This is a genomic window from Rhizobium sp. 10N427, assembly GCF_056394605.1.
This window is the reverse complement of the sequence record NZ_JBFTID010000027.1, coordinates 1-18,797: the sequence shown is the minus strand read 5'-3', so window position 1 is coordinate 18,797 and position 18,797 is coordinate 1. Positions and strand designations below refer to the sequence as shown.

The following is an 18,797-nucleotide window of genomic DNA, read 5'->3' as shown; positions in this document are numbered from 1 at the left end:
TTAACGGCGATGACCGCTTGAGAGACAATACACGCTCTTGCCGCAGGACACGGAGGGCAATTCATGTCTTTATTCGTGAATGCGACATTCTCTCCCGAAGATCTGGACGTGCTGCGCGGCGCACTCGACGCGTGGTGCTCGGAAAAGCGCCTCGACATCAAAAGTCCCGAAGCACATTTTGCTGCTTCGGCAGCGCTCGACCTCTATCAGTCGGGTCATGATAACGGCGAAAAGCTGTTGATGGCCTTGCGCTCCCACAAGGGACTTTAACGTTCCAAAACACTTCCGGAGCAATCCGGACAACGCTCGGCGCCTCGTATCAGCGGGGCGCTTTTCGTTTGGCCGGCTACCTATGCCGGCGCACGCGCTACGTGTATTATTGTGTGGCATTTGATTAAAATCTTCAGCAAGCATTAACCCTGCCGATGTAGGATTTATTCATATTCGTATGGGTCCGGTCTCCGTCCAACCGGCGCATTCGATCCCTCAGTATCGGCGTTTCCGGGGTATTCTTGTGCGTGACCGGTTTAGAGACCTAGAAGGGCCGATGGCCATTCGAAAGAAGGACGTGGTATTGATGGCGACTGTCAGCAGCTTCGAGGGATTGGCGCATCCGACGCGATCCGAGCTGCGGCAGTTTGCGGAACTCTTCACGCCCCTCTTCCAGGCCTCCTCCGAGGAGGCGCGCCGCCAGGCCGTTGCCGCCCTGTCGCAATGCATCGTCATCCCGCAGGCAGTTGCCCTGTTCATCGGCAATCAGCCGATATCGGTCGCAGCACCCTTTCTCACCGCCTCGCAGGCGATCAGCGACGATACGCTGATCATGATCGCCCGCACGCAAGGCACCGCCCATATCCGTGCCATCGTCAGCCGTGACAATCTTTCGCCGAAGGTGATCGATGCGCTGGTGGCGCTGCGCCAGGCGACCGCCCGCCCGTCGCTCGCCGAATTGCCGGCCGCGGAGACAGCCGCTCCGATCGCTGCCGCTGTTCCTGTTATCGAAGAGCCTGCTGTCGATCCCGATTTTGCCGAGCGCCTCGCCAACGAAGAGGCGATGCGCCAGAAGATCCGCGGGCTTGCCAGCCATCTCGGCCGCAAGGACGACGACCGGCTCGGTCTCAGGACGATTTCCGATATCCAGGAAGCGCTGCTCGTTCGCTTCGCCCGCTCCCGCGAGGCCAGCCATTTTGCCAGCACGCTTGCCGATGCGCTGTCTGCCAGCCGCTGGCTTGCCGAGCGCATCATGCTCGACCTTTCCGGCCAGCAGCTGGCGACGACGCTTATGAGCCTGGGCATGGGCTTTCTCGATGCCGTCTTCGTGCTGGAAAAGCTCTATCCGCATCTGGCCGAGCCGCAGCACAGCGTCACCCGCGCCTGGATGGTGCTGGATGCGCTCGATGCGGAGGAATGCCACGAACGGGTCGAGGCGTGGCGCCGTGCCGACAGCTATACCTACATGCCGGAACGCGAGGGCCAGGCGGAGCCGGCGGTTGCGGAGCGCAAAGTGCCGCCTGCCCGCGAGCTGAAGACGGTCGGCCGCCGCTAGAACGGGCTTTTCTTCCTCTCTGCGGCCAGCGTCAGAAGCGCTGCCGCATCGCCGGTCTCGAGCTCGACAATCCAGAGATCCGGATCGAACTTGCGTTCGCGCTCCAGCAGCTCCCTGACCATCTCCGGCTCCTTCCGCTCCATGCGGATCTCGAACAGCCGGTCGCCGCTGTCCTCCTCATCGAAAAAGCTTTGCGGCGCCGGGCCGAAAAGCGTTTCCAGCCCATCGCGGAAATGCTGGCGGATGAAGACCGCACCGGCTTCCTCGGCGCCCTTCTTCTCCACGGCGGCGAAATCCCCCATGGCGAAGACGCGGCGCAGCAGCGCGGAAACGAAAATATCGGTGCGAAGTCTCATGGACGTTCTATAGGCGGATGGCGGCGGCGGCGCCAGAGCTGCCCCGCCGGCTCTAGGCCCTTGCCAGGGAAACCCGCGGCCTTTCGGTCACGGCCAGGAGATCCGCCTTGATCTTTTCGGCATCGGCAATATCGACGTGGTAGAGATTGGCGAGCCAGATGCCATCGGCGGCAAAGCGGGCGATGCGCAGATGCATGTCGCCATCGGTGGCGCTGTGGCGCTCGGCGCGGGCATTGGCCCAATCAGCCACCAGGGTGCGCAGATGGGGGTCGGTCAGCGCCGAAATGGTCAGCGGCGCCCAGTGGCCGCCATTCGTCCGCTCGTTCTTGTCGAAGACCGAGTTGATATAGGCGCGGGTGAAGGAGCCGTAGGGTTCGGGGTCGCGGGCGATGCGCGCCTCGATATCCTCGTCGATCGCCTGTAGCAGCTCGTCGAAGACGGCTTCGATCAGGTCCTTCTTGCTTGGGAAGTGGTGAATGCAGCCGCCCTTGGTGACGCCGGCGGCTTCGGAAACGGCCTGCATCGTGACGGAGGCGAGGCCTTCCTCGACGGCAAGCTTGCGCGCTTCGTCGAGGAGATTACGCCTGACGAGCTCAGGCTGCTTGCGGCGTCTGTACGGGCTTTCCATGCTGTCCCCGGCGAGGAGACAATCATGCGTTGCTCCCTTGTTTTCCCTACAGCGAGCTTAGCATCTGGCCTTTGGCGTGCAACGATTTTCGATGCTGCGATTTTCCCGCAGCCTGTCAACAGCCTGTAACATAATCGCGACATTGAAGTCGCTGTACCCGCCGCAGCTCTTCATGTATCAGTGCCGCAGGGATGAAAATATCACGTGCGCGCAGGGGAAATGTGAGCTCGAACACCGACGAAAAGCAGAAGCGGCCTCGCGGGCGGCCGAAGAGCATCGATCTAGACCAGCGGCAGGCCGACATAATAGAGGCAGGCACGGACGTCTTTATCGAGCTCGGCTATGCCAATACAACCGTCGACATCATCGCGGCGAAATGCGGCATCTCCAAGCGGACATTCTACGACTTCTACGAAGCCAAGGGCGATCTTCTTTCCGCTGCCATCAAGGCGAAGATAGGCTCTGTTTTCTACTTCCCCGAAGCCACGGACGGGATCGCTCTCGACGAGCTTTTCGGCCGTGTGTTCTTCGTCGATGAAAACGAAGCGCCGAGCCCGGCGAACATGCGCCAGTATTTCCTGATCGAAGTCGCCTGGGAAGCCACCGAATACGTGCCGCAGCTGCGGCTCGATTTCGACATGGCCCGGGCCGAGCTTGCCAGCTGGCTGCGCCTGTTGACGGACAAGGGACTGATCATTGCCATCGACGCGGATGCGGCGGCCACGATGCTGATCGGCATCGTCTTCGGCAGCCTCAGCATCGACCGCGGCGGCGCAGATCCCGATGTCCGCGCCAAGCGCACCAAGGCCTATCTGCGCTCCAGCCTGAAGATCTTCGCCAACGGACTTCGGCCTTAACGGCGGCGCTCAGGCGCGTCACTTCAGTCAATACCCATCACATAAAAACGAGAAGAGCCCGGTGGGAACCCGGGCTCTCCTTTCGAAACCGATTTGGAGGTCAATCTTAATCGGCTTATAGCGTTTGATTAGAAGTCGCGCTGCAGGCGGAAGAAGCCTTCAACCCAATCAGCCGAACCACCTGCATTGCCGTAGTTTTCGTTGACGTAGGTCGCAGAAACGCGGGTCGAGAGGTTGTCGACGATCTTGTAGTCCATGGTTGCACCAGCGCGCCACATGTGGCCGGTATCCCAGTTGCCACCAGCATCCGGAACAATGTTGGAGGTGTACTGGACTTCAGGCGTGATCGTCAGCTTGTCGGTTGCCTTGAGCTGGTATTCAGCAACGAAGGTCCATTCACCCGTCTGGTCGTAGTTGTTGGTGAAGGTGTCCGAGTTCAGGCCGGAAGACCAGACGACAGCGCCTTCGAGGGTGCCGGGACCGATGTCAGCAGACATACGGGCGGTAACGGCGCCTTCTTCTTCACGCTGGCTGTAACCACCGTAAACCTGCCAGGTGAACGCACCGAACTTGCCGCCAACCGAAGCGTCGATGCCGAGGCTGTTGTTATCGAGGCTCGAAGCCGGGGAAACAAAAGTTGTTCCATTTGGCAGCGTGATTGTACGGCCGCTAATGCCGCCGAGCTCTTCAAGAGCAACACCAGCGTAGAAGTCGCCAGCGTCGTAGGTGTAGCGGACAGCGTTGAAGTTGGTGTTGTTCGACATCTTGTCGGATTCACCGGTGAAGTCGTTGTCCCACCAGCTTGCAAACTTACCAGCGCGGAAGCCGGCGATGTCGAGGTAGGCTTCGTCGATGATGACGGAGTTGCCTGCACTGCCGATCGTCGTGCTCGCACCGCCGGTGATGCCACTCGTCGGGATCGTTGCGCCGTTGTAGTTGCCCTGGAGGGCGATGCGGCCCGTCAGAGTGCCGTATTCAGTGTCGCTCTTGGAGTCGAACGAGAGTTCAGCGCGGGTGTGATCGGCCCAATCCTGGCCGCCGTTGTTGTCGTATGCATCGCCGAAGCCGAAGCCGACGTCAAAACGGATGTAACCAGCAACCTTGAGGCAGGTTTCGGTGCCCGGGATGTAGAAGTAGCCGGTGCCGTAGGCGTCGCAAACCTTGACGTATTCTACTGCTTCCGGTTCGGCGGCGACGATAGCGTCGGCAGCCTGTGCACCGGATACTACTGCGAGTGCAGCAGCGGAGCCGAGAAGGAGGCTCTTGATGTTCATTTTCTGTCTCCGTTCCAGAGGCCAACCCCAAGGTTGGCTCTTGCTTAGCGCGATGGATGCGGTCCCCTGAAATTTCAGTCCGCCATGCGTTTCCGAACGTTTGCTTCGGTCACGGGCTGGATATGAACAGGAGGCCCCGGAGTCGTCAATTATTTAATAAACGTATTCGTACCAAAATTATCCCGGAAGTTTTTCTCGTGGCATTTTTACCACATTTTGGCAGTCCGGGGCGGTTCTGCTGTGCATAACCAGGCTGGCACGTTAAGAAATAATTAATAAAAGCAAGGCGCTAGAGCAGAGGCTCGGATGAAGGAAATCGGGCCGGAGAATGGCGATCCCGTGACGGAGCAACGCTCTCAACCGGCCGCGCCTGTGGCGGCCGGTTTGACGATTATCAGGCGTCGTGACGGCGGCAACCGCGGACGAAAAGCTGGATGCAGCTCTTCAGATAGCCTGTGAGAGAAGCCCTGTCGGGCAAGCCCTCACCCGCGCTCATGCGCGAGGCAAAGCCGCCGAACATCATCGAGACGAGCATTGTCGCGGCATGATCGGCATCATCGACCTGCAGCACCTGGCGCACGTCCTGGAAGGACAGCCAGTCGGCAAGATTGGACATCGTCATCTGCGCATCATTGCCCTGCTGACCGCCGCCGAGGCGCGGACCGGACGGATAGAGCGCGGCGATACAAGTCGTGATTCGCCGTTCGGTCTCCGCCGAATCATTGAGATCGAGATGGAAGATCGACATCAGCACGTCTTCCGGCGAACGCGGTTCGTCGAGCGGACGCGGCAGCGCGAGCAGCTGCTTGGGAGAGGCGACGCGCGATGTGCTCCACTGCAGGCCGTCTTTCGCATATTTCTTCGTTCTGGAGTTGAGCGAACGGGTGATCGCCGCAAAACGGGAAATTTCCGAATAGGTGATCTCGAAATTGAGATCGTTGACGCCGCGATGGAGACGGAAGGTCTGGCCGCCGCCGAGATGGAACTCGGATGCGCCGGTTTTGGACGTGACGGGATACACCGCCGCGAAATGATCATGGAGGGCTTTGTAAAGCCGCGGATTTTCGAGATCATTGATAGAGGCGGTGGAGCGATACATGGCGCGGTCGGAGCCGTCCAGTTCGCCCATCCCGCCATAGGAAGGTTCGCGCAACATTTGTTTGATCCTGGCGGGGGAAGGCGCCGTCCCGTTCAAGGAGGGCGCGGGGATGCCCGCGGCGTGGCGACGAGAGAAAGATACCATCCGACTGGTATCTTTCAGATGCGAGAAAGTGACAATTTAATCACAGTCCGTTGCTCCTGACTGGCCCCCCGGTCGCACTTGATGAATAGCACCAAGCGAGCCGAGTATTTGTATCATATTTTTGTGAGCATTATAAATTCGTTGCTAATACAGCGACCGATGAAACACTAGGTGTGAGCTAGACTTCTACCTGTTTTCCTATGTTTACAGCGACTTAAATCGCCTTTCGCCCTCACCCGCCAGTAGTTTTGCGGGCATAGTCTGCGACAATCTGTCATTATTTGCGGAACGCATACGTACCAATCCGCGCGCGCCCAGCGTCCCGAAAAGCGTGTTCGAGCGCCTTTAATGCAATCAAAAGAGGAATTTCGACTCGACGCTAAATCGCGCCGATTTCCTTCAGCTTCTTCAGCACCGCCGCGTTGGGCTCGCCATCTTCCGGCAGGTTATAGTGCTTCTGGAAGTGGCGGATGGCGGCGCGGGTCTGTTCGCCGGCAACGCCGTCGACGCCGACATTGGCATAGGCCATGTTGGCCAGGCCCTTCTGGATCTTCAAGACCAGATCGACGCTGGAGAGTTCGCCAGGCGTCACCTGCTTGGGGGCCGCGGGCGCCGTCTTCACCTGTTTCTCGGCGCTGCGGATAGCCGCTGCCACCGGGTCCTCGGCGGATGCGGCGGAACTGACATCCGCGCGCGGCTTCTCTGTGGGCACCGTGGAAGGGCCTGCCGAATCGGTCTGCAGTGCCGCCAGAACCTCCGGCGTCGCCTCGCCGTTCTGCGGCATCCCGACGGTCTCTTCGAAGAACAGGATGGCAGCGCTGGTGCGCGGGCCGATGACGCCGTCCGCAGTGCCATTGTAGAGGCCGCGGCGGATCAGTTGTTGCTGGATATCCATGACCAGCTGAACCGGCTGCTGGCCACCGGTTGCGGCCGGCGGCAGCGCATTGGTGGTCGCACCCTCATCGCCGGGCCGTTCGATCTTGAAGGTCGTGACGTCGTTTGGATGCGGCTCCTCGACCGAGGGTCGGCCGATGGAGAATGGCGAGGAGAGATCGCGGGTGCGGAAGAACGGATGCGGATGCGTGCCTGGCTGATACCAGAGCGCATTGGCCGCAACGAAGGAGAAGATGACGACGAAGGCGGCGGTTCCGCCGGCGATCGATGGATTGCGCGCAACGACGCCGCCGAGCATCGATGCGCCCGTCATGCCGACGCCGCCCAAGGCGGCTGCCCCCGTCAGAAGCAGGCCCGGCTGCTGCCGGCCCCTCTTCCCCTTAGGCGATTTTCGCTTGCGCGCGGCCATCGAACAGCCCCTCTTCCAATCCGGCAACGGATGCCGCAGTCGTCTTCAGGCGTGGCGGAAATTCGACGGCCGCATCCCGCGCCGCATCCGCGGCCGGTGCGCCGGAACCATCCGCCGCGATCGATATGGTGATGATGGTGCCCTCGCCCGGCGCACTGGCAATGGCGAAGTGGCCGCCATGTAGCGCCACGAGCCCCTTGACCAGCGACAGGCCGAGGCCGGTGCCTTCATATTGACGGGTATAATCGTTCTGGATCTGCACGAAGGGCTGGCCGAGCGTCGCCAGCCGGTCGGCCGGAATGCCGATGCCGGTGTCGCTGACGCTGAGCTGCAGCACGCCTGCGCGCACCGAGGCGTCTACGGTGACAGCCCCGCCCTGCTCGGTGAACTTCACGGCATTGCCGACGAGATTGATCAGGATCTGCTGGATGGCGCGCTGGTCCGCCACGACCTCATCGAGATCGCGCTGGATGCGGCTGGTCAGCGACACACCCTTGGTCTTTGCCTGCAGCGTCAGCATCGCCTCGCACGACTTGATCGAAGCGCCGATATCGAAGGGCTCGAGCATCAGCTCGTAGCGCCCGGCTTCGATCTTGCTCATGTCGAGCATGGTGTTGACCACCGACAGAAGATGGGCGCCGGAATCGCGGACCAGGCCGACATATTCGCGCTGGCGGTCGTTTTCAAACTTGCCGAAATATTCGCCGAGCAGAATGTCGGAGAAGCCGAGAATGGCGTTCAGCGGCGTGCGTAGCTCGTGGCTGACAGCAGCCAGGAAGCGCGACTTGGCATCGTTGGCCGATTCGGCATCGGCGGCGCGGCTCTGGGCATCCAGGCGCAGCTGCTGCTCGACCGAGACGTCGCGAAGCTGGGCGACCACGGCGGCAAGTGCGCCCTCGCCGTCGCGCCGCGCGGTCATATCCATCCGGAGATAGGCGAACTGGCGCAGATCGCGCGAGACGCCCGGGCGGTCCAGCCTCAGGTCGACGCTGACCGCATCATCTCCCTGGCGCAGCTGATCGAGCGCCTGCAGGAAGAGAATGCGGTCGGAGACATGCACCTGCTCGATGAAGCCGCGGCCCTTGGGCTCGCGCATCCAGGCGAGATACTCGCTGATATCGCGGCCACCGGCGGAGGTGACGTTGCCCTGAGGGTCGAGAAACAGGATCAGGCCCGCGCTGTTCTGCAGGAAGAAGTCTTCGGCGGTCTCCGGAATGACGGCGGTTGCCACCTGCGTCTGGCGCGACAGCGCGATGCTGCCGACAGCCGAAAACAGGAAGGCGGCGCAGACGGTCGCCACACCTGCGGGCAGCGCCACGGCGGGGCTGGTTATAAAGGAGAGGCCGGCCGGGGCTGCGATCAGCGCGCCCGACGACAGGAAGACGAGGCGGCGGAGAATGGCAAGCTCGCGTTCGGCAACGGCCTCGCCGCTCCCCGTGCGGGAAAGCCAGCTTGCCGCTGCCCGGTCCACGAGGGCTGCCGCCCGGTTGCCGATGTCACTCAATACTCGCACGCAATACCCGCCCGAAAAGGCTCTTTAACAGACCCGGACAATAGGCCCTTGGCGCTTAAAGAAAGGATAAGGCAAAACCCGCCTCCACAGCCAGAAAGCGGCAAAAGTCCCGTTTTGAGCCATTGCGACGGGCCTTTGATTTTCGTGGTTAACAGGGGGTAAGCGATGGAATTCGCTCGCATTTCAGCTTTGTGTTAACTTTTGCGGCGAGGCCATCGTTGAGAATCCCTGCAATTACAGGCGGTAGGCCGTGCCATGCTTAATGCCGATGGCTACAATTTGACTGAAATACGGTACGTCGGCCTTTATTTAAAATTCGAATTAAATTTGCCGCAAATGCCGCGGAGTTTCGAAAAGTGGCATTCGCACTTCCGCGCTAGGGTGAAAGCACACCGGAAACGGACCCTGATTCGGCAACAAGACCGGACGGGAAAACAGGATGGGCAACGACAATGAGACTACTGATCAAAGGAAGCTTCTGGTTCGGACTTGTGCTGGTGCTGCTGCCGCTTTTCAGCTCGGAAAGCTCGACGCGCCTCGCCAACGACCCCCAGGTTCAATTTTCCGACGCCTTCACCGCCGTCAGCGGCGCCTATGACTATATAACCGGCATGTGCGGCGAGAAGCCGGAAGTTTGCAGCAAGGGCGGCGAAACGCTGACCGCGCTCGGCTACAGAGCCCGCGAAGGCGCGCGTGTCGCATACCAGCTGATCGACAGCCAGCTTTCCGGCGACGAGAAGGACAAGCCGTCTGCCAAGATCGCCGAAGCAGCAGGCGCCGTCGCCGCACCGCTTGCCAACCTCACCCCGGTTGCAGCGCTCGTTCCTTCCGCAAAGGAAGAGAAGACCGCCGCGCTGAACCAGCCGATGCCTTACCGCCCGCCGGTCGATGATGCGAGCGCCTCCGACACCGTCGTCACCGGAACCGTTCCGTCCGTCATCCCGACGCCGAAACCGCGCCCGGTCTCCTGAAATTCCGCGGGACGCCTCCCGCCCCAAAGCTTGCACCGGCCTTCTCCCTCAGGGAATTCCCGCCGTGCCTGACGTGCCTGCCCTGTTTATTTCAGCAGTTTGCTGTACGCCGTGAGGATGCCCATCCTTCACGGCGTTTTCTTTTTTAACGGTTCAAAAAGAGCTGCACTTCCCCTATATGCAGGGCATCACTGAAAGGCCCCGCTCCCATGGCATCGCTTGACGAAATCATCGACGACTTCTCCTTCCTCGACGACTGGGAAGACCGCTACCGCTATGTGATCGAGCTCGGCAAGGCGCTGCCCGATCTTGCGGACGAGAAGAAGACATCCGCCAACAAGGTGATGGGCTGCGCCAGCCAAGTGTGGCTGGTGACGCATACCGATGGCAACCCCGACAATCCGGTGATGACCTTCGAGGGCGATTCCGACGCCCATATCGTCCGCGGCCTCGTCGCCATCGTGCTTGCCACCTATTCCGGCAAGACCGCCTCCGAGATCGCAGCACTCGATGCCTTCGAGACTTTCGCCAAGATCGGCCTCGTCGAAAACCTTTCGGCGCAGCGCTCCAACGGGCTGCGCTCGATGGTCAACCGCATTCGCGAAGAGGCACGCGTTCGCGCGGCGGCCTGAAGGCAACACAGCGGCCGGTTAGCGGAAGGCCGACATGATCAATCGATCGAACATACGGTCCGGCAACCAGCGGCGCAGAAGCAGCAGCGGCTTGGCCAGCATGCCACCGGCATAGCGTGTGCGCGGCCGGGCTGCGCCGACCGCCTTGCTGAGCAGCGCGGTGATGACCGATGGCGGCGGCGCCTTGCGCATTCTCGACTGACCGCGAACCAAGGCCTGGACGAGCTTTCCATAGGGACCGGACCCTGAGATGCGGGATGCCTCGCCAGTGGCGATATCACTCCATTCGGTTTCGATGCCGCCCGGCTGGATAACGATGACGTCGATGCCGAAGCCGCGCACCTCGTTGCGCAGCACGTCGGACCAGCCTTCGAGCGCGAATTTCGATGCGTGATACCAGCCGCCGAGCGGGGTGGTGAGCTTGCCGCCGATCGAAGAAATATTGACGATGCGGCCGAACTTGCGGGCGCGCATATGTGGCAGGCAGAGCTGGGTCAGCCGGGCAAGCCCGAAGAGGTTCACCTCCATCTGCCGCCGGGCGAGATCGATCGGCACGTCCTCGATGGCGCCATACTGGCCGTAGCCGGCGCAATTGACGAGGACGTCGATGCGCCCCTGCTCGCCAATGATCTGCTCGACGCCTGAAAGCATCGAGGCGTCATCGGTGACGTCCATGGCAATCGCCAGACCGCCCCTGGCGACGATATCCTGCATGCGCTCCAGGCGGCGCGCCGCCGCATAGACCACATAGCCTTCCGCCAGCAGGCGCATGGCGAAATCCTTTCCCATGCCGGATGAGGCCCCGGTGACGAGGGCGACGGGCTTTTGCGATGCGGGCATTCTGAACCTCGGACTTATCGGTTGAAACGAAACTGTTTCCTTCGTAATCTATCGGGAAACCCCACAGTCAAGCGGTTTAAAAATGCTCATCGGCGAACTCGCCCGCATCTCCGGCATGTCGAAGGACGGGATCCGGCACTATGAAGAGATCGGCCTGATCCGATCGACCGAGCGGCACGCGGGAAGCCGCGTCTACCGGGACTATGACGCGAGTGCCATCCAGAGGATCGAGCACGTTCGCCAGGCGCAGCAGCTTGGCCTTTCGCTGAAGGAAATCGGGCCGATCCTCGATACTTACGGGCAGCGCGAAGTCACCGCCGCGGAGACCGTGAGTTTTCTCGAAGAACGCCTCGATATCGTCAGGGGCAAGCTCGCCGAGCTGCGGAAGATAGAGGATTTCATTCTGCGGAAGCTCGATCGGTACCGCACGTCAGAGCCAAAATCGTAGCGCTCGCTGCGCTTCTTCAGCCGTCGATCAATTGGCGATGCGTCCCGCGCTCCCTGAGCCTTCCGGCATCGCGGGCGGGCGGAGCGCCGAATTGGCGGGCATATTCGCGGCTGAACTGGGTGGCGCTTTCATAGCCCACCGAAAAGGCCACGCGTGCCGTATCGCCGGGATCGGCCAGCAGCCGGCGACGGGCCTCGTGCAGCCGCAGCTTCTTCTGATACTGGATCGGGCTCATCGCCGTCACATCCTTGAAGTGCTTGTGGAACACCGACGGGCTCATGCCGGCGATGCAGGCGAGCGTTTCGATGGTGATGGGCTGATCGAAATTGTCGCGGATATGGCTGATGGCGCGGCGGATCTGGCCGAGACGGCTGTCGCTGCGGGCCAGCTGGCGCAGCATCGGCCCATGCGGGCCGAGCAGCACGCGGTAGATGATCTCGCGCTCCAGCATCGGCGCCATGATCGTGATATCCGAGGGCGTGTCGAGCAGCTTGATCAGCCGCAGCCAGGCATCGGCAAGATCGGGCGTGACAGGACTGATGCCGAAACCGGGACCATCGGCCATCGGCGGCAGGCCCGGCATGTCCATGATGATTTCGGCGACAACAGGGATATCGAGCGTCAGGGCGACGGCGAGATAGGGTGTATCGGGGCGCGCCTCGACAATCTGGCAGGCGCCGGGAACCTCGATGCTGGCAACGAAATAGCTGGCACGGTCGTAATGCAGCCGCCTGTCGCCGATCAACGCACATTTCGCGCCCTGCAGGACGAGGCAGACCATCGGCTCATAGATGCCGGGTGTCATCCCCGTCAGCGCCGCATCCTTGGTGATCGTCACCCGCGGGACAGCGGTTTGCGTGCGCTGCCCCTGCGCATGTCTCAGCGCCCGATCGCGCAATTCATCCATCGTTTCCATCATGGACATATGGTGGCATGGCCGCCGAACGCAAGACAAGAGAGCGGCGCTTTGCGGACAGCAGGTCAGGAGGATTAGGCAAGAAGCCGGGATTTTGCGGCTCACGCTGCGATCGCGATCGGCACGATGTCTAAGGCTCCACAAACGGAGTGAGACATGACCAGGATCAAGACTGCAGTTGTTACCGGCGCGAACAAGGGCATCGGTTTCGAAATCGCCCGGCGGCTGGCATCGGAAGGCTATCGCGTCTGGCTGGGTGCCCGCGACCAGAGCCGTGGCGAAGCGGCCGCCGCCAGGCTGAAAGCTGAAGGGTTCGACGCGCACTGGCTCGAGCTCGACGTCACCGATGATAGCAGCGTGGCGGCCGCCACAAAGGCGCTTGCCGGACAGACCGGCACGCTCGATGCCCTCGTCAACAATGCCGGGATCGCCGACGGCTTTGGCATCTCGCCGCTCGATGAGCCGATCGGCATCACCAAGAACGTCTACGAGGTGAACGTCTTCGGGCCGATCCGCGTGACACAGGCCTTCCTGCCGCTGCTGAAGGCGTCGGGTGCGGGACGGATCGTGATGATGAGCAGCGAGCTCGGCTCGATCCAGTCGCTGCTCGACCCCGACAACGAATTCTACGCCGTCAACGCGCTCGGCTACAACAGCTCGAAATCGGCACTCAACGCCGCCACCGTCTCGCTCGCCAAGGCCGCCGAACCCTTCGGCATCAAGGTCAACGCCGCCGACCCCGGCTATACGGCGACCGAGATGAACGGCAATAGCGGCTACCGGACGGTGGAAGAGGCAGCCGAAGTGGCGGTGAAGCTGGCGACGCTCGGCGAGGACGGGCCGACAGCGGGCTACTTCAACCACAATGGCGTGCTGCCCTGGTGATCCCGCGGGCGCTGTGACGCGCTCGCAAGCTGGAGAGCGGCCCCGGGCAACCCGGGCCGCGACCAGCCATTAAGAAAATTTTAGCAAATTCGAAAATAAAAAACTTTTCGATTATCTTTGGTGATACGGTGGTCCTGTTAGAATAATATTTTTAATAGGAGCAAATGATGAAATCCCTTTTTCCTGAAATGTCTAGCCGGCAGATCGCCATCTTCATGATCGAAACATCAGTCCTGCTCGCGGGACTGGCAGTCGTTCTGATCGTTACTGTGCCGATGATGTGAACGCGATAGCCGATAGCGGCTACGTTTAAGGCAACGGTTAGGCGGGCTACCTGACAGGCGCAGCCCGCCCCTCACGCACTCATCGCCCGCTCACCCGCGAACCCCTGCTCCACCTCAACCACCCTCACCGCACTCCGCGTCCGGTTCCTACCGGCGCTCTTGGCTTCATAGAGCAGCTTGTCGGCCCGTTCATAGAGGGCCGCGAAATCCTCGTCGCTGAGGAGATCGGCGATGCCCATGCTGGCGGTGACCGGCCGTTCGAGGCCGGAGACCGTGTGGGCGACGATGGCGGGGATGGCCTGGCGGCGGAGTTCGGCCTGGGTCCCGGCGTCCTCGCCGCGCAGCAGCAGCACGAATTCCTCGCCGCCGAGGCGGTAGGCGCGGACGCTTGGGCCGGGCTGGAGGGCATTGGCGACGGCCTTCAGCACCTCGTCTCCGGTGCTGTGGCCGTTGACGTCGTTGATCGCCTTGAAATGATCGAGGTCGATGATCGCGAGCGTCGTGAAGCCCTCGGCGCGAAGTTGCTCGAAACGCAGTTCGATCGCCCTTCGGTTCAGCAAGCCCGTCAGGGCGTCGGTTTCGGAGAGACGTTCCAGCAGTTCGGCTTCGTTGCGGGCGCGGTCGCGCTCGCGCTTCATGGTGACGAAGCGCTCGGCCACGCCGAGCGTGGTGAAGACGACTTCGCAGACGCAACCGGCATAGAAGAGCAGCGTCGCATCGGTGCTCGGCAGCCAGGGAACGATGCCGGTCACCAGACGGATCAGGCCGACCACGACCATCGGCAGGTAACCGATCGCCTGGTAGCGGGCGGCGCGGCTGCCGCGGCGCCAGGCATCGATCATCGACAGCATGAAGAGAGCAAGCACGGGGGCAAAAGCCGCCGTGTAGGCGCTCGACTGGATGGGGCGGGCGACGAAGGGGAAGGCCGCGTGAAAGACGCTGAGGACGATCGCCCAGGCGGCGCACCAGGGCAGCGCGCGGCGCAGCCACGGATGCATCCGGCCGGGCTCGACGAAGCTGTGGGTGAACATTGCGCCGGATGCGACCGTCATGCCGAAGATCACCGTCGTCATCCAGCTCAGCGTCATTGCGGGCGGATCGAACAGCAGGACCGACAGGCCGGATGTGACGAGAATGGTCGCCAGCAGCGAGAATGTCAGCGCCGTGTGCCAGAGAACGAAGGTTTCGCGCAGCGCCCGGTAGAAGGCGGCGTTGAAGATCAGCGGCATGACGAGCATGCCGGCAAGCCCGGCGAGGATCAGCGCGAAGCGCATGTCACTGACGCCACCGGCGCCATCCGCCGGGGCGAGATAGGCGCGCTCCAGCGTCATCTTGTGGCTCGGCAGGTCGATGACGGCGACGACCTGCCTGGTCTCTCCGGTCAGCTCCGGCAGGGGCGCCTTGAAATAGCCGCCGGCCATCGAGCTCTGCAGGGCGGCGGCGGCAATGGTGTTTTCCCTGATTGCGCGATCGCTGTTGATAGCAAGCAGATGCACAGCCTCAAGCGCGCTGCGCCTGGAGAGGAAATAGCGGGGGAGTGTCTCGCCGGGGGCAATGTCGAAGCGCAGCAGCACGCGCTCGGCATCGAGGGAGTATTCCTGGGTGCCGCAGGACCAGCGTGCCTCGTTCCTGACAATGGCGGCCAAGTCTTCCGAAAGCGTGGCGGAGGCATGGCAGGAACTGCGAATCCCCAAGGACTCCGCTTCGCCGGCCGATGCGGCGCCAGCAGGCAGCAGCATCACCAGGAGCAGAGCGGCCGCCGAAAATATGTTTCGAAGTCCACTCGAGATCATGACGTTCCGATACGGCAAAAAGCTTTTGATGCCGTTAATCGCGCATGGCCAGTCCCCGCCATCGGCCCGCTCCGGCAGCCATCCTGGCAGCGGCAAATGGCCTCGCCGGGATCGCAGAACAATGTCACTATCCTGTTCGATTTGACGTTTAGAGGCGCAGGAAATCGGCACAGAGGATCGTCGGATGGCAGAAGAAAAGCCCCTGGATTTCGCAGGCGGGATCGTGGATTTCGATGCCGGACATGGCGAGGCCGCCACCGTCGAGATGAAGGACTACAGCGACAGCCTGGCGCAGGCCAAGGCGAAGTCCGTGCGCCTGGTCGACGCGATCACCGGTGCTACGCTGAAGAAGAAGGATGCCATCCACTTCGATGACCTGCGCCCGTCTCTGGCCGATTTCATGCGTCAGAAGCATCCGGGGCTGCGCTCGGACGACTATATCAACCGCAAGGTCGTGGATGACTATCGCGGCCAGTATATCGCCGAGCTCCTGCGCGACGAGCGCGGCGAACTTTCCAACCTCGAGGACGAGGTGGTGGAGAGCCTGCGCAGCCACGATACGCTGGCCGAAAACATCGAAGAGGACTACGAGGAGCGCCGCTCGATCGGCGATCGCGTCGCCGATGTCGTTGCCACCTTCGGCGGCAGCTGGACCTTCATCATCTCCTTCTGCTTCTTCCTTGCCGTCTGGATGGGCATCAACTTCCTGATGGGCGAGCAGCGGGCCTTCGACGCCTATCCCTTCATTCTCCTCAACCTCATCCTCTCGACCATCGCCGCACTGCAGGCACCGATCATCATGATGAGCCAGCGCCGCCAGGAATCGAAGGACCGGTTGCGGGCGCTCAACGACTACAAGGTCAACCTCAAGGCGGAGCTCGAAATCCGCCACCTGCACGAAAAGGTCGATCACCTCCTGAACCGGCAATGGGAGCGGCTGACCGAGATCCAACAGATCCAGATCGAGATGATGCTGGAACAGGCCAAGGCCGCCAACCGGGCGCTGAAGATGAGCAGGGTGCAGAAGACAAAGACCAACGCGCTGAAGAACCTGTTCAGCGCATCGCCGAAGGCGGATGAGACGGACGGCTGATAACAAATGCCCGGTCAGCTCTCGCAGGCCCCCATTTAGAAAAATGCAATGCGGCTGTGCCAGATTGGGCAGACGAAAGACTGACAGGCAGATGACAGGCGCCCTCCCCGCGCGTCGTCTGAGAGGTGACAGGGTGTTTACGCAGCAGCAATTGACGTCGATCCTGTCCTCCCTTCCGGATCCCGCCTTCATTCTCACCCGCAGCGGCCGCTATGCGGCGATCTTCGGCGGCAAGGATCTCCGGCATTATCACGACGGCAGCGGCCTTGTCGGGCTCACCATGTATGACGTGCTGAAAGAGGAAAAGGCCCGCTGGTTTGCCGCCGAGATCGAGCGGGCGCTTGCAAGCGGCGCGCTGCATATCGTCGAATACGAACTCAGCGGCGCCGATGTGAAAGGTGCCGGCGATGGCCCCGGCCATTCGATCTGGTTCGAGGGCCGCGTCCAGGCGCTGCCCTTCCCGGTGGAGGGCGAGGATGCCGTCGTCTGGGTGGCGAGCAATATCACCGGCAAGAACGAGGTGCAGCAGCAGCTGCGCCAGCTCAGCGAAACCGACGCGCTGACCGGACTCTACAACCGGCGCAAGCTGATCGAGACGCTGGATCAGCGGCTGACGGTCTTCGAGCGCGAGAAATCCCAGACCTCGGTGCTGGTCTTCGACCTCGACAATTTCAAGAGGCTCAACGACGAGATGGGCCATCACGCCGGCGACACGGCGCTGATCGAGATCGCCCGTCTCTGCCGCCAGCACCTGCGCCAGGACGACATGGTCGCCCGCTTCGGCGGCGACGAATTCGTGTTGGTTATGCCCGGCACCCGCCAGACCGACGCGCTGGAGATCGCCGAGCGGCTGCGCGAACGCATTCCCGCCACCCTCCGGGAAAGCCTGCGCTACGAATCGACGATCAGCGGCGGCGTGGCCGAATTCGGCCTGCCGGACCGGTCGTCCAGCGATATCCTGAAGCGTGCCGATGAGGGGTTGTATCTGTCGAAGCGCTCGGGGCGGAACAGGGTTTCGGCGTTGTAAGGTAGTGGCTAGAAACTAGTGCGGTTTCTTAACCGCACCACTGCATCTTAGGTTGCCAACGAGCATCGACAGCAACCATTCCCCGGAAAGCCCCCATGACGTTGGAAGAGAAACTCAGTATCCCGATCGTCTTCTTTCTGGCGGTGCTCCTTGGCGGCGCACTTGGCGGAAAGATCGCTGGCGGCTCAGCGTGGAAAAGCGCATTGGCCGTCTTTGTGGGCGTTCCGATGTCAGTCGTGGTATTCTTCTTTGTGCACGGAACGGGCTCCGTGGCATCGCTGCTCGCCGGCCAATTCCTCTGTGGCCTCGCGATAACCGGGTTTCTTGGCTTGATTTTCAATCTGCGGCCTTACGCCATTGCGGGCATGCTGGCCGGCGCCTCGGTTTTCGGCATCGTTGCGACAAAAGCGAGCTTTATGGTCATTGCCGCCCGTCATACCTCGCCCTTGTGAAGGGGCCGCAGATGCGCCACAAAGCTGCGGCAACGATTGCAGCCCTGATCGGCAGCGGCGGGTTTATGTCCGAGCCGCATTTGCCCTGAATGGCAAGCTTACTGGAGAGGAAGCATGTTCACCCACATCATGATCGGGAGCAACGACCTGGAGCGGTCCAGACGCTTTTACAATGCCACCTTCGCTGCCTTGGGCGGCAAGCAAGGCGAGATGGATGCGCGAGGGCGGCTGATCTATGCCCATGAGGGCGGACGGCTGATGATCACCACGCCGATCGACGGCAAGCCGGCAACGGCAGCCAACGGCGGGACGATCGGGATCGGTGCTGCGAGCCGGGAGCATGTTCTGGCGTGGCATGCCGCCGGTAGCACGCATGGCGGCACGGCGATCGAAAGCCCGCCCTCGGAGCGCCCGAATGGGGCGTTTGTGGCGTATTTGCGCGATCCTGATGGGAACAAGCTGACGGCGCGGACGCTGGCGGTGAGGTGACGGTGGTGGGCGCGAAACGGTTTTGGATCAGGTGGGAATTCGCGCCTCTGGATGCTCGGCCCGAAACAGGGCGATGGGATCACGAACGGCTGCTTTGCGCCGATACTGTTGAAAAACTATTGGTGGTGAGCATCTCATCTATCCCCTTAGAAATTAGCGTCCGTGACACGAACGCCCGCCGAGATATCGTAATGCCTTTCTAGGAGGCTAAATGTGTGTAACTCGGTTGTGGATGGCGAAACAATTT

At 61.7% G+C, this 18,797-nt stretch carries 20 protein-coding genes; 11 read left to right on the top strand and 9 right to left on the bottom strand.

Features of this window, described 5'->3' with window-relative positions; all coding sequences use genetic code 11:
• The first annotated feature begins 63 nt into the window (after nt 1–63).
• Entirely contained in the window at nt 64–270 is a 207-nt protein-coding gene (locus tag AC1DIJ_RS30045) for a hypothetical protein (RefSeq protein ID WP_112390911.1), read from the top strand.
• Nucleotides 271–547: 277 nt separating this feature from the next.
• A complete protein-coding gene (locus AC1DIJ_RS30040; protein WP_477831749.1) occupies nt 548–1,546 on the top strand; it encodes a DUF2336 domain-containing protein in 999 nt (332 codons plus the stop codon).
• Here the strand turns inward: AC1DIJ_RS30040 and AC1DIJ_RS30035 are convergent.
• Complete coding sequence (locus tag AC1DIJ_RS30035) at nt 1,543–1,902, bottom strand: DUF1491 family protein (protein ID WP_112390912.1); 360 nt, start codon at nt 1,900–1,902, stop codon at nt 1,543–1,545. The two genes, AC1DIJ_RS30040 and AC1DIJ_RS30035, sit on opposite strands and share 4 nt — an antisense overlap.
• 52 nt (nt 1,903–1,954) lie before the next feature.
• Nucleotides 1,955–2,530: a TetR/AcrR family transcriptional regulator gene (locus tag AC1DIJ_RS30030; RefSeq protein WP_112390913.1), complete on the bottom strand. Its 576-nt coding sequence runs from the start codon at nt 2,528–2,530 to the stop codon at nt 1,955–1,957.
• A gap of 221 nt (nt 2,531–2,751) precedes the next feature.
• Between AC1DIJ_RS30030 and AC1DIJ_RS30025 the strand changes: the two genes are divergently transcribed.
• On the top strand, nt 2,752–3,387 hold the full coding sequence (locus AC1DIJ_RS30025) for a TetR/AcrR family transcriptional regulator (RefSeq protein ID WP_162702796.1): 636 nt from the start codon (nt 2,752–2,754) through the stop codon (nt 3,385–3,387).
• Nucleotides 3,388–3,515: 128 nt separating this feature from the next.
• Here AC1DIJ_RS30025 and AC1DIJ_RS30020 read toward each other — a convergent pair whose 3' ends face one another.
• The 4 genes from AC1DIJ_RS30020 to AC1DIJ_RS30005 all read right to left on the bottom strand — a co-directional run bounded on the left by AC1DIJ_RS30020 (nt 3,516) and on the right by AC1DIJ_RS30005 (nt 8,720).
• Nucleotides 3,516–4,661, bottom strand: coding sequence for a porin (locus AC1DIJ_RS30020; protein WP_112390915.1), 1,146 nt, complete (start codon nt 4,659–4,661; stop codon nt 3,516–3,518).
• A gap of 394 nt (nt 4,662–5,055) precedes the next feature.
• On the bottom strand, nt 5,056–5,817 hold the full coding sequence (locus AC1DIJ_RS30015) for a hypothetical protein (protein WP_112446029.1): 762 nt from the start codon (nt 5,815–5,817) through the stop codon (nt 5,056–5,058).
• Between the two features lie 466 nt (nt 5,818–6,283).
• Nucleotides 6,284–7,207, bottom strand: coding sequence for a peptidoglycan-binding domain-containing protein (locus AC1DIJ_RS30010; RefSeq protein WP_112390917.1), 924 nt, complete (start codon nt 7,205–7,207; stop codon nt 6,284–6,286).
• Nucleotides 7,179–8,720, bottom strand: coding sequence for a sensor histidine kinase (locus tag AC1DIJ_RS30005; protein ID WP_112390918.1), 1,542 nt, complete (start codon nt 8,718–8,720; stop codon nt 7,179–7,181). The genes AC1DIJ_RS30010 and AC1DIJ_RS30005 overlap by 29 nt, the downstream gene beginning before the upstream one ends.
• A gap of 452 nt (nt 8,721–9,172) precedes the next feature.
• On the opposite strand from AC1DIJ_RS30005, the gene AC1DIJ_RS30000 reads away from it, so the two are divergent.
• Nucleotides 9,173–9,691 carry a DUF5330 domain-containing protein gene (locus AC1DIJ_RS30000; RefSeq protein WP_112390919.1) on the top strand — a complete coding sequence of 173 codons (519 nt, stop codon included), beginning with the start codon at nt 9,173–9,175 and terminating at the stop codon, nt 9,689–9,691.
• Nucleotides 9,692–9,900: 209 nt separating this feature from the next.
• Nucleotides 9,901–10,323 carry a SufE family protein gene (locus tag AC1DIJ_RS29995; protein ID WP_112390920.1) on the top strand — a complete coding sequence of 141 codons (423 nt, stop codon included), beginning with the start codon at nt 9,901–9,903 and terminating at the stop codon, nt 10,321–10,323.
• Between the two features lie 18 nt (nt 10,324–10,341).
• Here AC1DIJ_RS29995 and AC1DIJ_RS29990 read toward each other — a convergent pair whose 3' ends face one another.
• Nucleotides 10,342–11,163 carry an oxidoreductase gene (locus tag AC1DIJ_RS29990; RefSeq protein WP_112390921.1) on the bottom strand — a complete coding sequence of 274 codons (822 nt, stop codon included), beginning with the start codon at nt 11,161–11,163 and terminating at the stop codon, nt 10,342–10,344.
• A gap of 82 nt (nt 11,164–11,245) precedes the next feature.
• On the opposite strand from AC1DIJ_RS29990, the gene AC1DIJ_RS29985 reads away from it, so the two are divergent.
• Nucleotides 11,246–11,611 carry a MerR family transcriptional regulator gene (locus AC1DIJ_RS29985; protein ID WP_112390922.1) on the top strand — a complete coding sequence of 122 codons (366 nt, stop codon included), beginning with the start codon at nt 11,246–11,248 and terminating at the stop codon, nt 11,609–11,611.
• A 16-nt stretch (nt 11,612–11,627) separates the two neighbouring features.
• On the opposite strand, the gene AC1DIJ_RS29980 is transcribed toward AC1DIJ_RS29985, so the two are convergent.
• Complete coding sequence (locus AC1DIJ_RS29980; RefSeq protein WP_477831748.1) at nt 11,628–12,518, bottom strand: AraC family transcriptional regulator; 891 nt, start codon at nt 12,516–12,518, stop codon at nt 11,628–11,630.
• A 165-nt stretch (nt 12,519–12,683) separates the two neighbouring features.
• Here AC1DIJ_RS29980 and AC1DIJ_RS29975 point away from each other — a divergent pair, with 165 nt between their 5' ends.
• Entirely contained in the window at nt 12,684–13,412 is a 729-nt protein-coding gene (locus tag AC1DIJ_RS29975) for an SDR family oxidoreductase (protein ID WP_112390923.1), read from the top strand.
• Between the two features lie 355 nt (nt 13,413–13,767).
• On the opposite strand, the gene AC1DIJ_RS29970 is transcribed toward AC1DIJ_RS29975, so the two are convergent.
• Nucleotides 13,768–15,489 carry a sensor domain-containing diguanylate cyclase gene (locus AC1DIJ_RS29970; RefSeq protein ID WP_477831747.1) on the bottom strand — a complete coding sequence of 574 codons (1,722 nt, stop codon included), beginning with the start codon at nt 15,487–15,489 and terminating at the stop codon, nt 13,768–13,770.
• Nucleotides 15,490–15,673: 184 nt separating this feature from the next.
• Here AC1DIJ_RS29970 and AC1DIJ_RS29965 point away from each other — a divergent pair, with 184 nt between their 5' ends.
• The 4 genes from AC1DIJ_RS29965 to AC1DIJ_RS29950 all read left to right on the top strand — a co-directional run bounded on the left by AC1DIJ_RS29965 (nt 15,674) and on the right by AC1DIJ_RS29950 (nt 18,550).
• The gene (locus AC1DIJ_RS29965; protein WP_112390924.1) at nt 15,674–16,582 is read left to right on the top strand and encodes a DUF1003 domain-containing protein; all 909 of its coding nucleotides are present in this window, start codon (nt 15,674–15,676) and stop codon (nt 16,580–16,582) included.
• Between the two features lie 133 nt (nt 16,583–16,715).
• Complete coding sequence (locus tag AC1DIJ_RS29960; RefSeq protein WP_162706094.1) at nt 16,716–17,609, top strand: sensor domain-containing diguanylate cyclase; 894 nt, start codon at nt 16,716–16,718, stop codon at nt 17,607–17,609.
• A 95-nt stretch (nt 17,610–17,704) separates the two neighbouring features.
• Nucleotides 17,705–18,061 carry a hypothetical protein gene (locus AC1DIJ_RS29955; RefSeq protein ID WP_112390926.1) on the top strand — a complete coding sequence of 119 codons (357 nt, stop codon included), beginning with the start codon at nt 17,705–17,707 and terminating at the stop codon, nt 18,059–18,061.
• A 114-nt stretch (nt 18,062–18,175) separates the two neighbouring features.
• Nucleotides 18,176–18,550 carry a VOC family protein gene (locus tag AC1DIJ_RS29950; protein WP_112390927.1) on the top strand — a complete coding sequence of 125 codons (375 nt, stop codon included), beginning with the start codon at nt 18,176–18,178 and terminating at the stop codon, nt 18,548–18,550.
• The last annotated feature ends 247 nt before the right edge of the window (nt 18,551–18,797 follow it).

Bases quoted from the DNA above. Each gene is read 5' to 3' on its own strand.
- AC1DIJ_RS29965 (WP_112390924.1), top strand. From the start codon at position 15,674: ATGGCAGAAGAAAAGCCCCTGGATTTCGCAGGCGGGATCGTGGATTTC.
- AC1DIJ_RS30000 (WP_112390919.1), top strand. From the start codon at position 9,173: ATGAGACTACTGATCAAAGGAAGCTTCTGGTTCGGACTTGTGCTGGTG.
- AC1DIJ_RS29970 (WP_477831747.1), bottom strand. From the start codon at position 15,489: ATGATCTCGAGTGGACTTCGAAACATATTTTCGGCGGCCGCTCTGCTC.
- AC1DIJ_RS30045 (WP_112390911.1), top strand. From the start codon at position 64: ATGTCTTTATTCGTGAATGCGACATTCTCTCCCGAAGATCTGGACGTG.
- AC1DIJ_RS30030 (WP_112390913.1), bottom strand. From the start codon at position 2,530: ATGGAAAGCCCGTACAGACGCCGCAAGCAGCCTGAGCTCGTCAGGCGT.
- AC1DIJ_RS29985 (WP_112390922.1), top strand. From the start codon at position 11,246: ATGCTCATCGGCGAACTCGCCCGCATCTCCGGCATGTCGAAGGACGGG.
- AC1DIJ_RS30040 (WP_477831749.1), top strand. From the start codon at position 548: ATGGCCATTCGAAAGAAGGACGTGGTATTGATGGCGACTGTCAGCAGC.
- AC1DIJ_RS29950 (WP_112390927.1), top strand. From the start codon at position 18,176: ATGTTCACCCACATCATGATCGGGAGCAACGACCTGGAGCGGTCCAGA.
- AC1DIJ_RS30015 (WP_112446029.1), bottom strand. From the start codon at position 5,817: ATGTTGCGCGAACCTTCCTATGGCGGGATGGGCGAACTGGACGGCTCC.
- AC1DIJ_RS29975 (WP_112390923.1), top strand. From the start codon at position 12,684: ATGACCAGGATCAAGACTGCAGTTGTTACCGGCGCGAACAAGGGCATC.
- AC1DIJ_RS29955 (WP_112390926.1), top strand. From the start codon at position 17,705: ATGACGTTGGAAGAGAAACTCAGTATCCCGATCGTCTTCTTTCTGGCG.
- AC1DIJ_RS29980 (WP_477831748.1), bottom strand. From the start codon at position 12,518: ATGGATGAATTGCGCGATCGGGCGCTGAGACATGCGCAGGGGCAGCGC.
- AC1DIJ_RS30020 (WP_112390915.1), bottom strand. From the start codon at position 4,661: ATGAACATCAAGAGCCTCCTTCTCGGCTCCGCTGCTGCACTCGCAGTA.
- AC1DIJ_RS30010 (WP_112390917.1), bottom strand. From the start codon at position 7,207: ATGGCCGCGCGCAAGCGAAAATCGCCTAAGGGGAAGAGGGGCCGGCAG.
- AC1DIJ_RS30035 (WP_112390912.1), bottom strand. From the start codon at position 1,902: ATGAGACTTCGCACCGATATTTTCGTTTCCGCGCTGCTGCGCCGCGTC.
- AC1DIJ_RS29995 (WP_112390920.1), top strand. From the start codon at position 9,901: ATGGCATCGCTTGACGAAATCATCGACGACTTCTCCTTCCTCGACGAC.
- AC1DIJ_RS29990 (WP_112390921.1), bottom strand. From the start codon at position 11,163: ATGCCCGCATCGCAAAAGCCCGTCGCCCTCGTCACCGGGGCCTCATCC.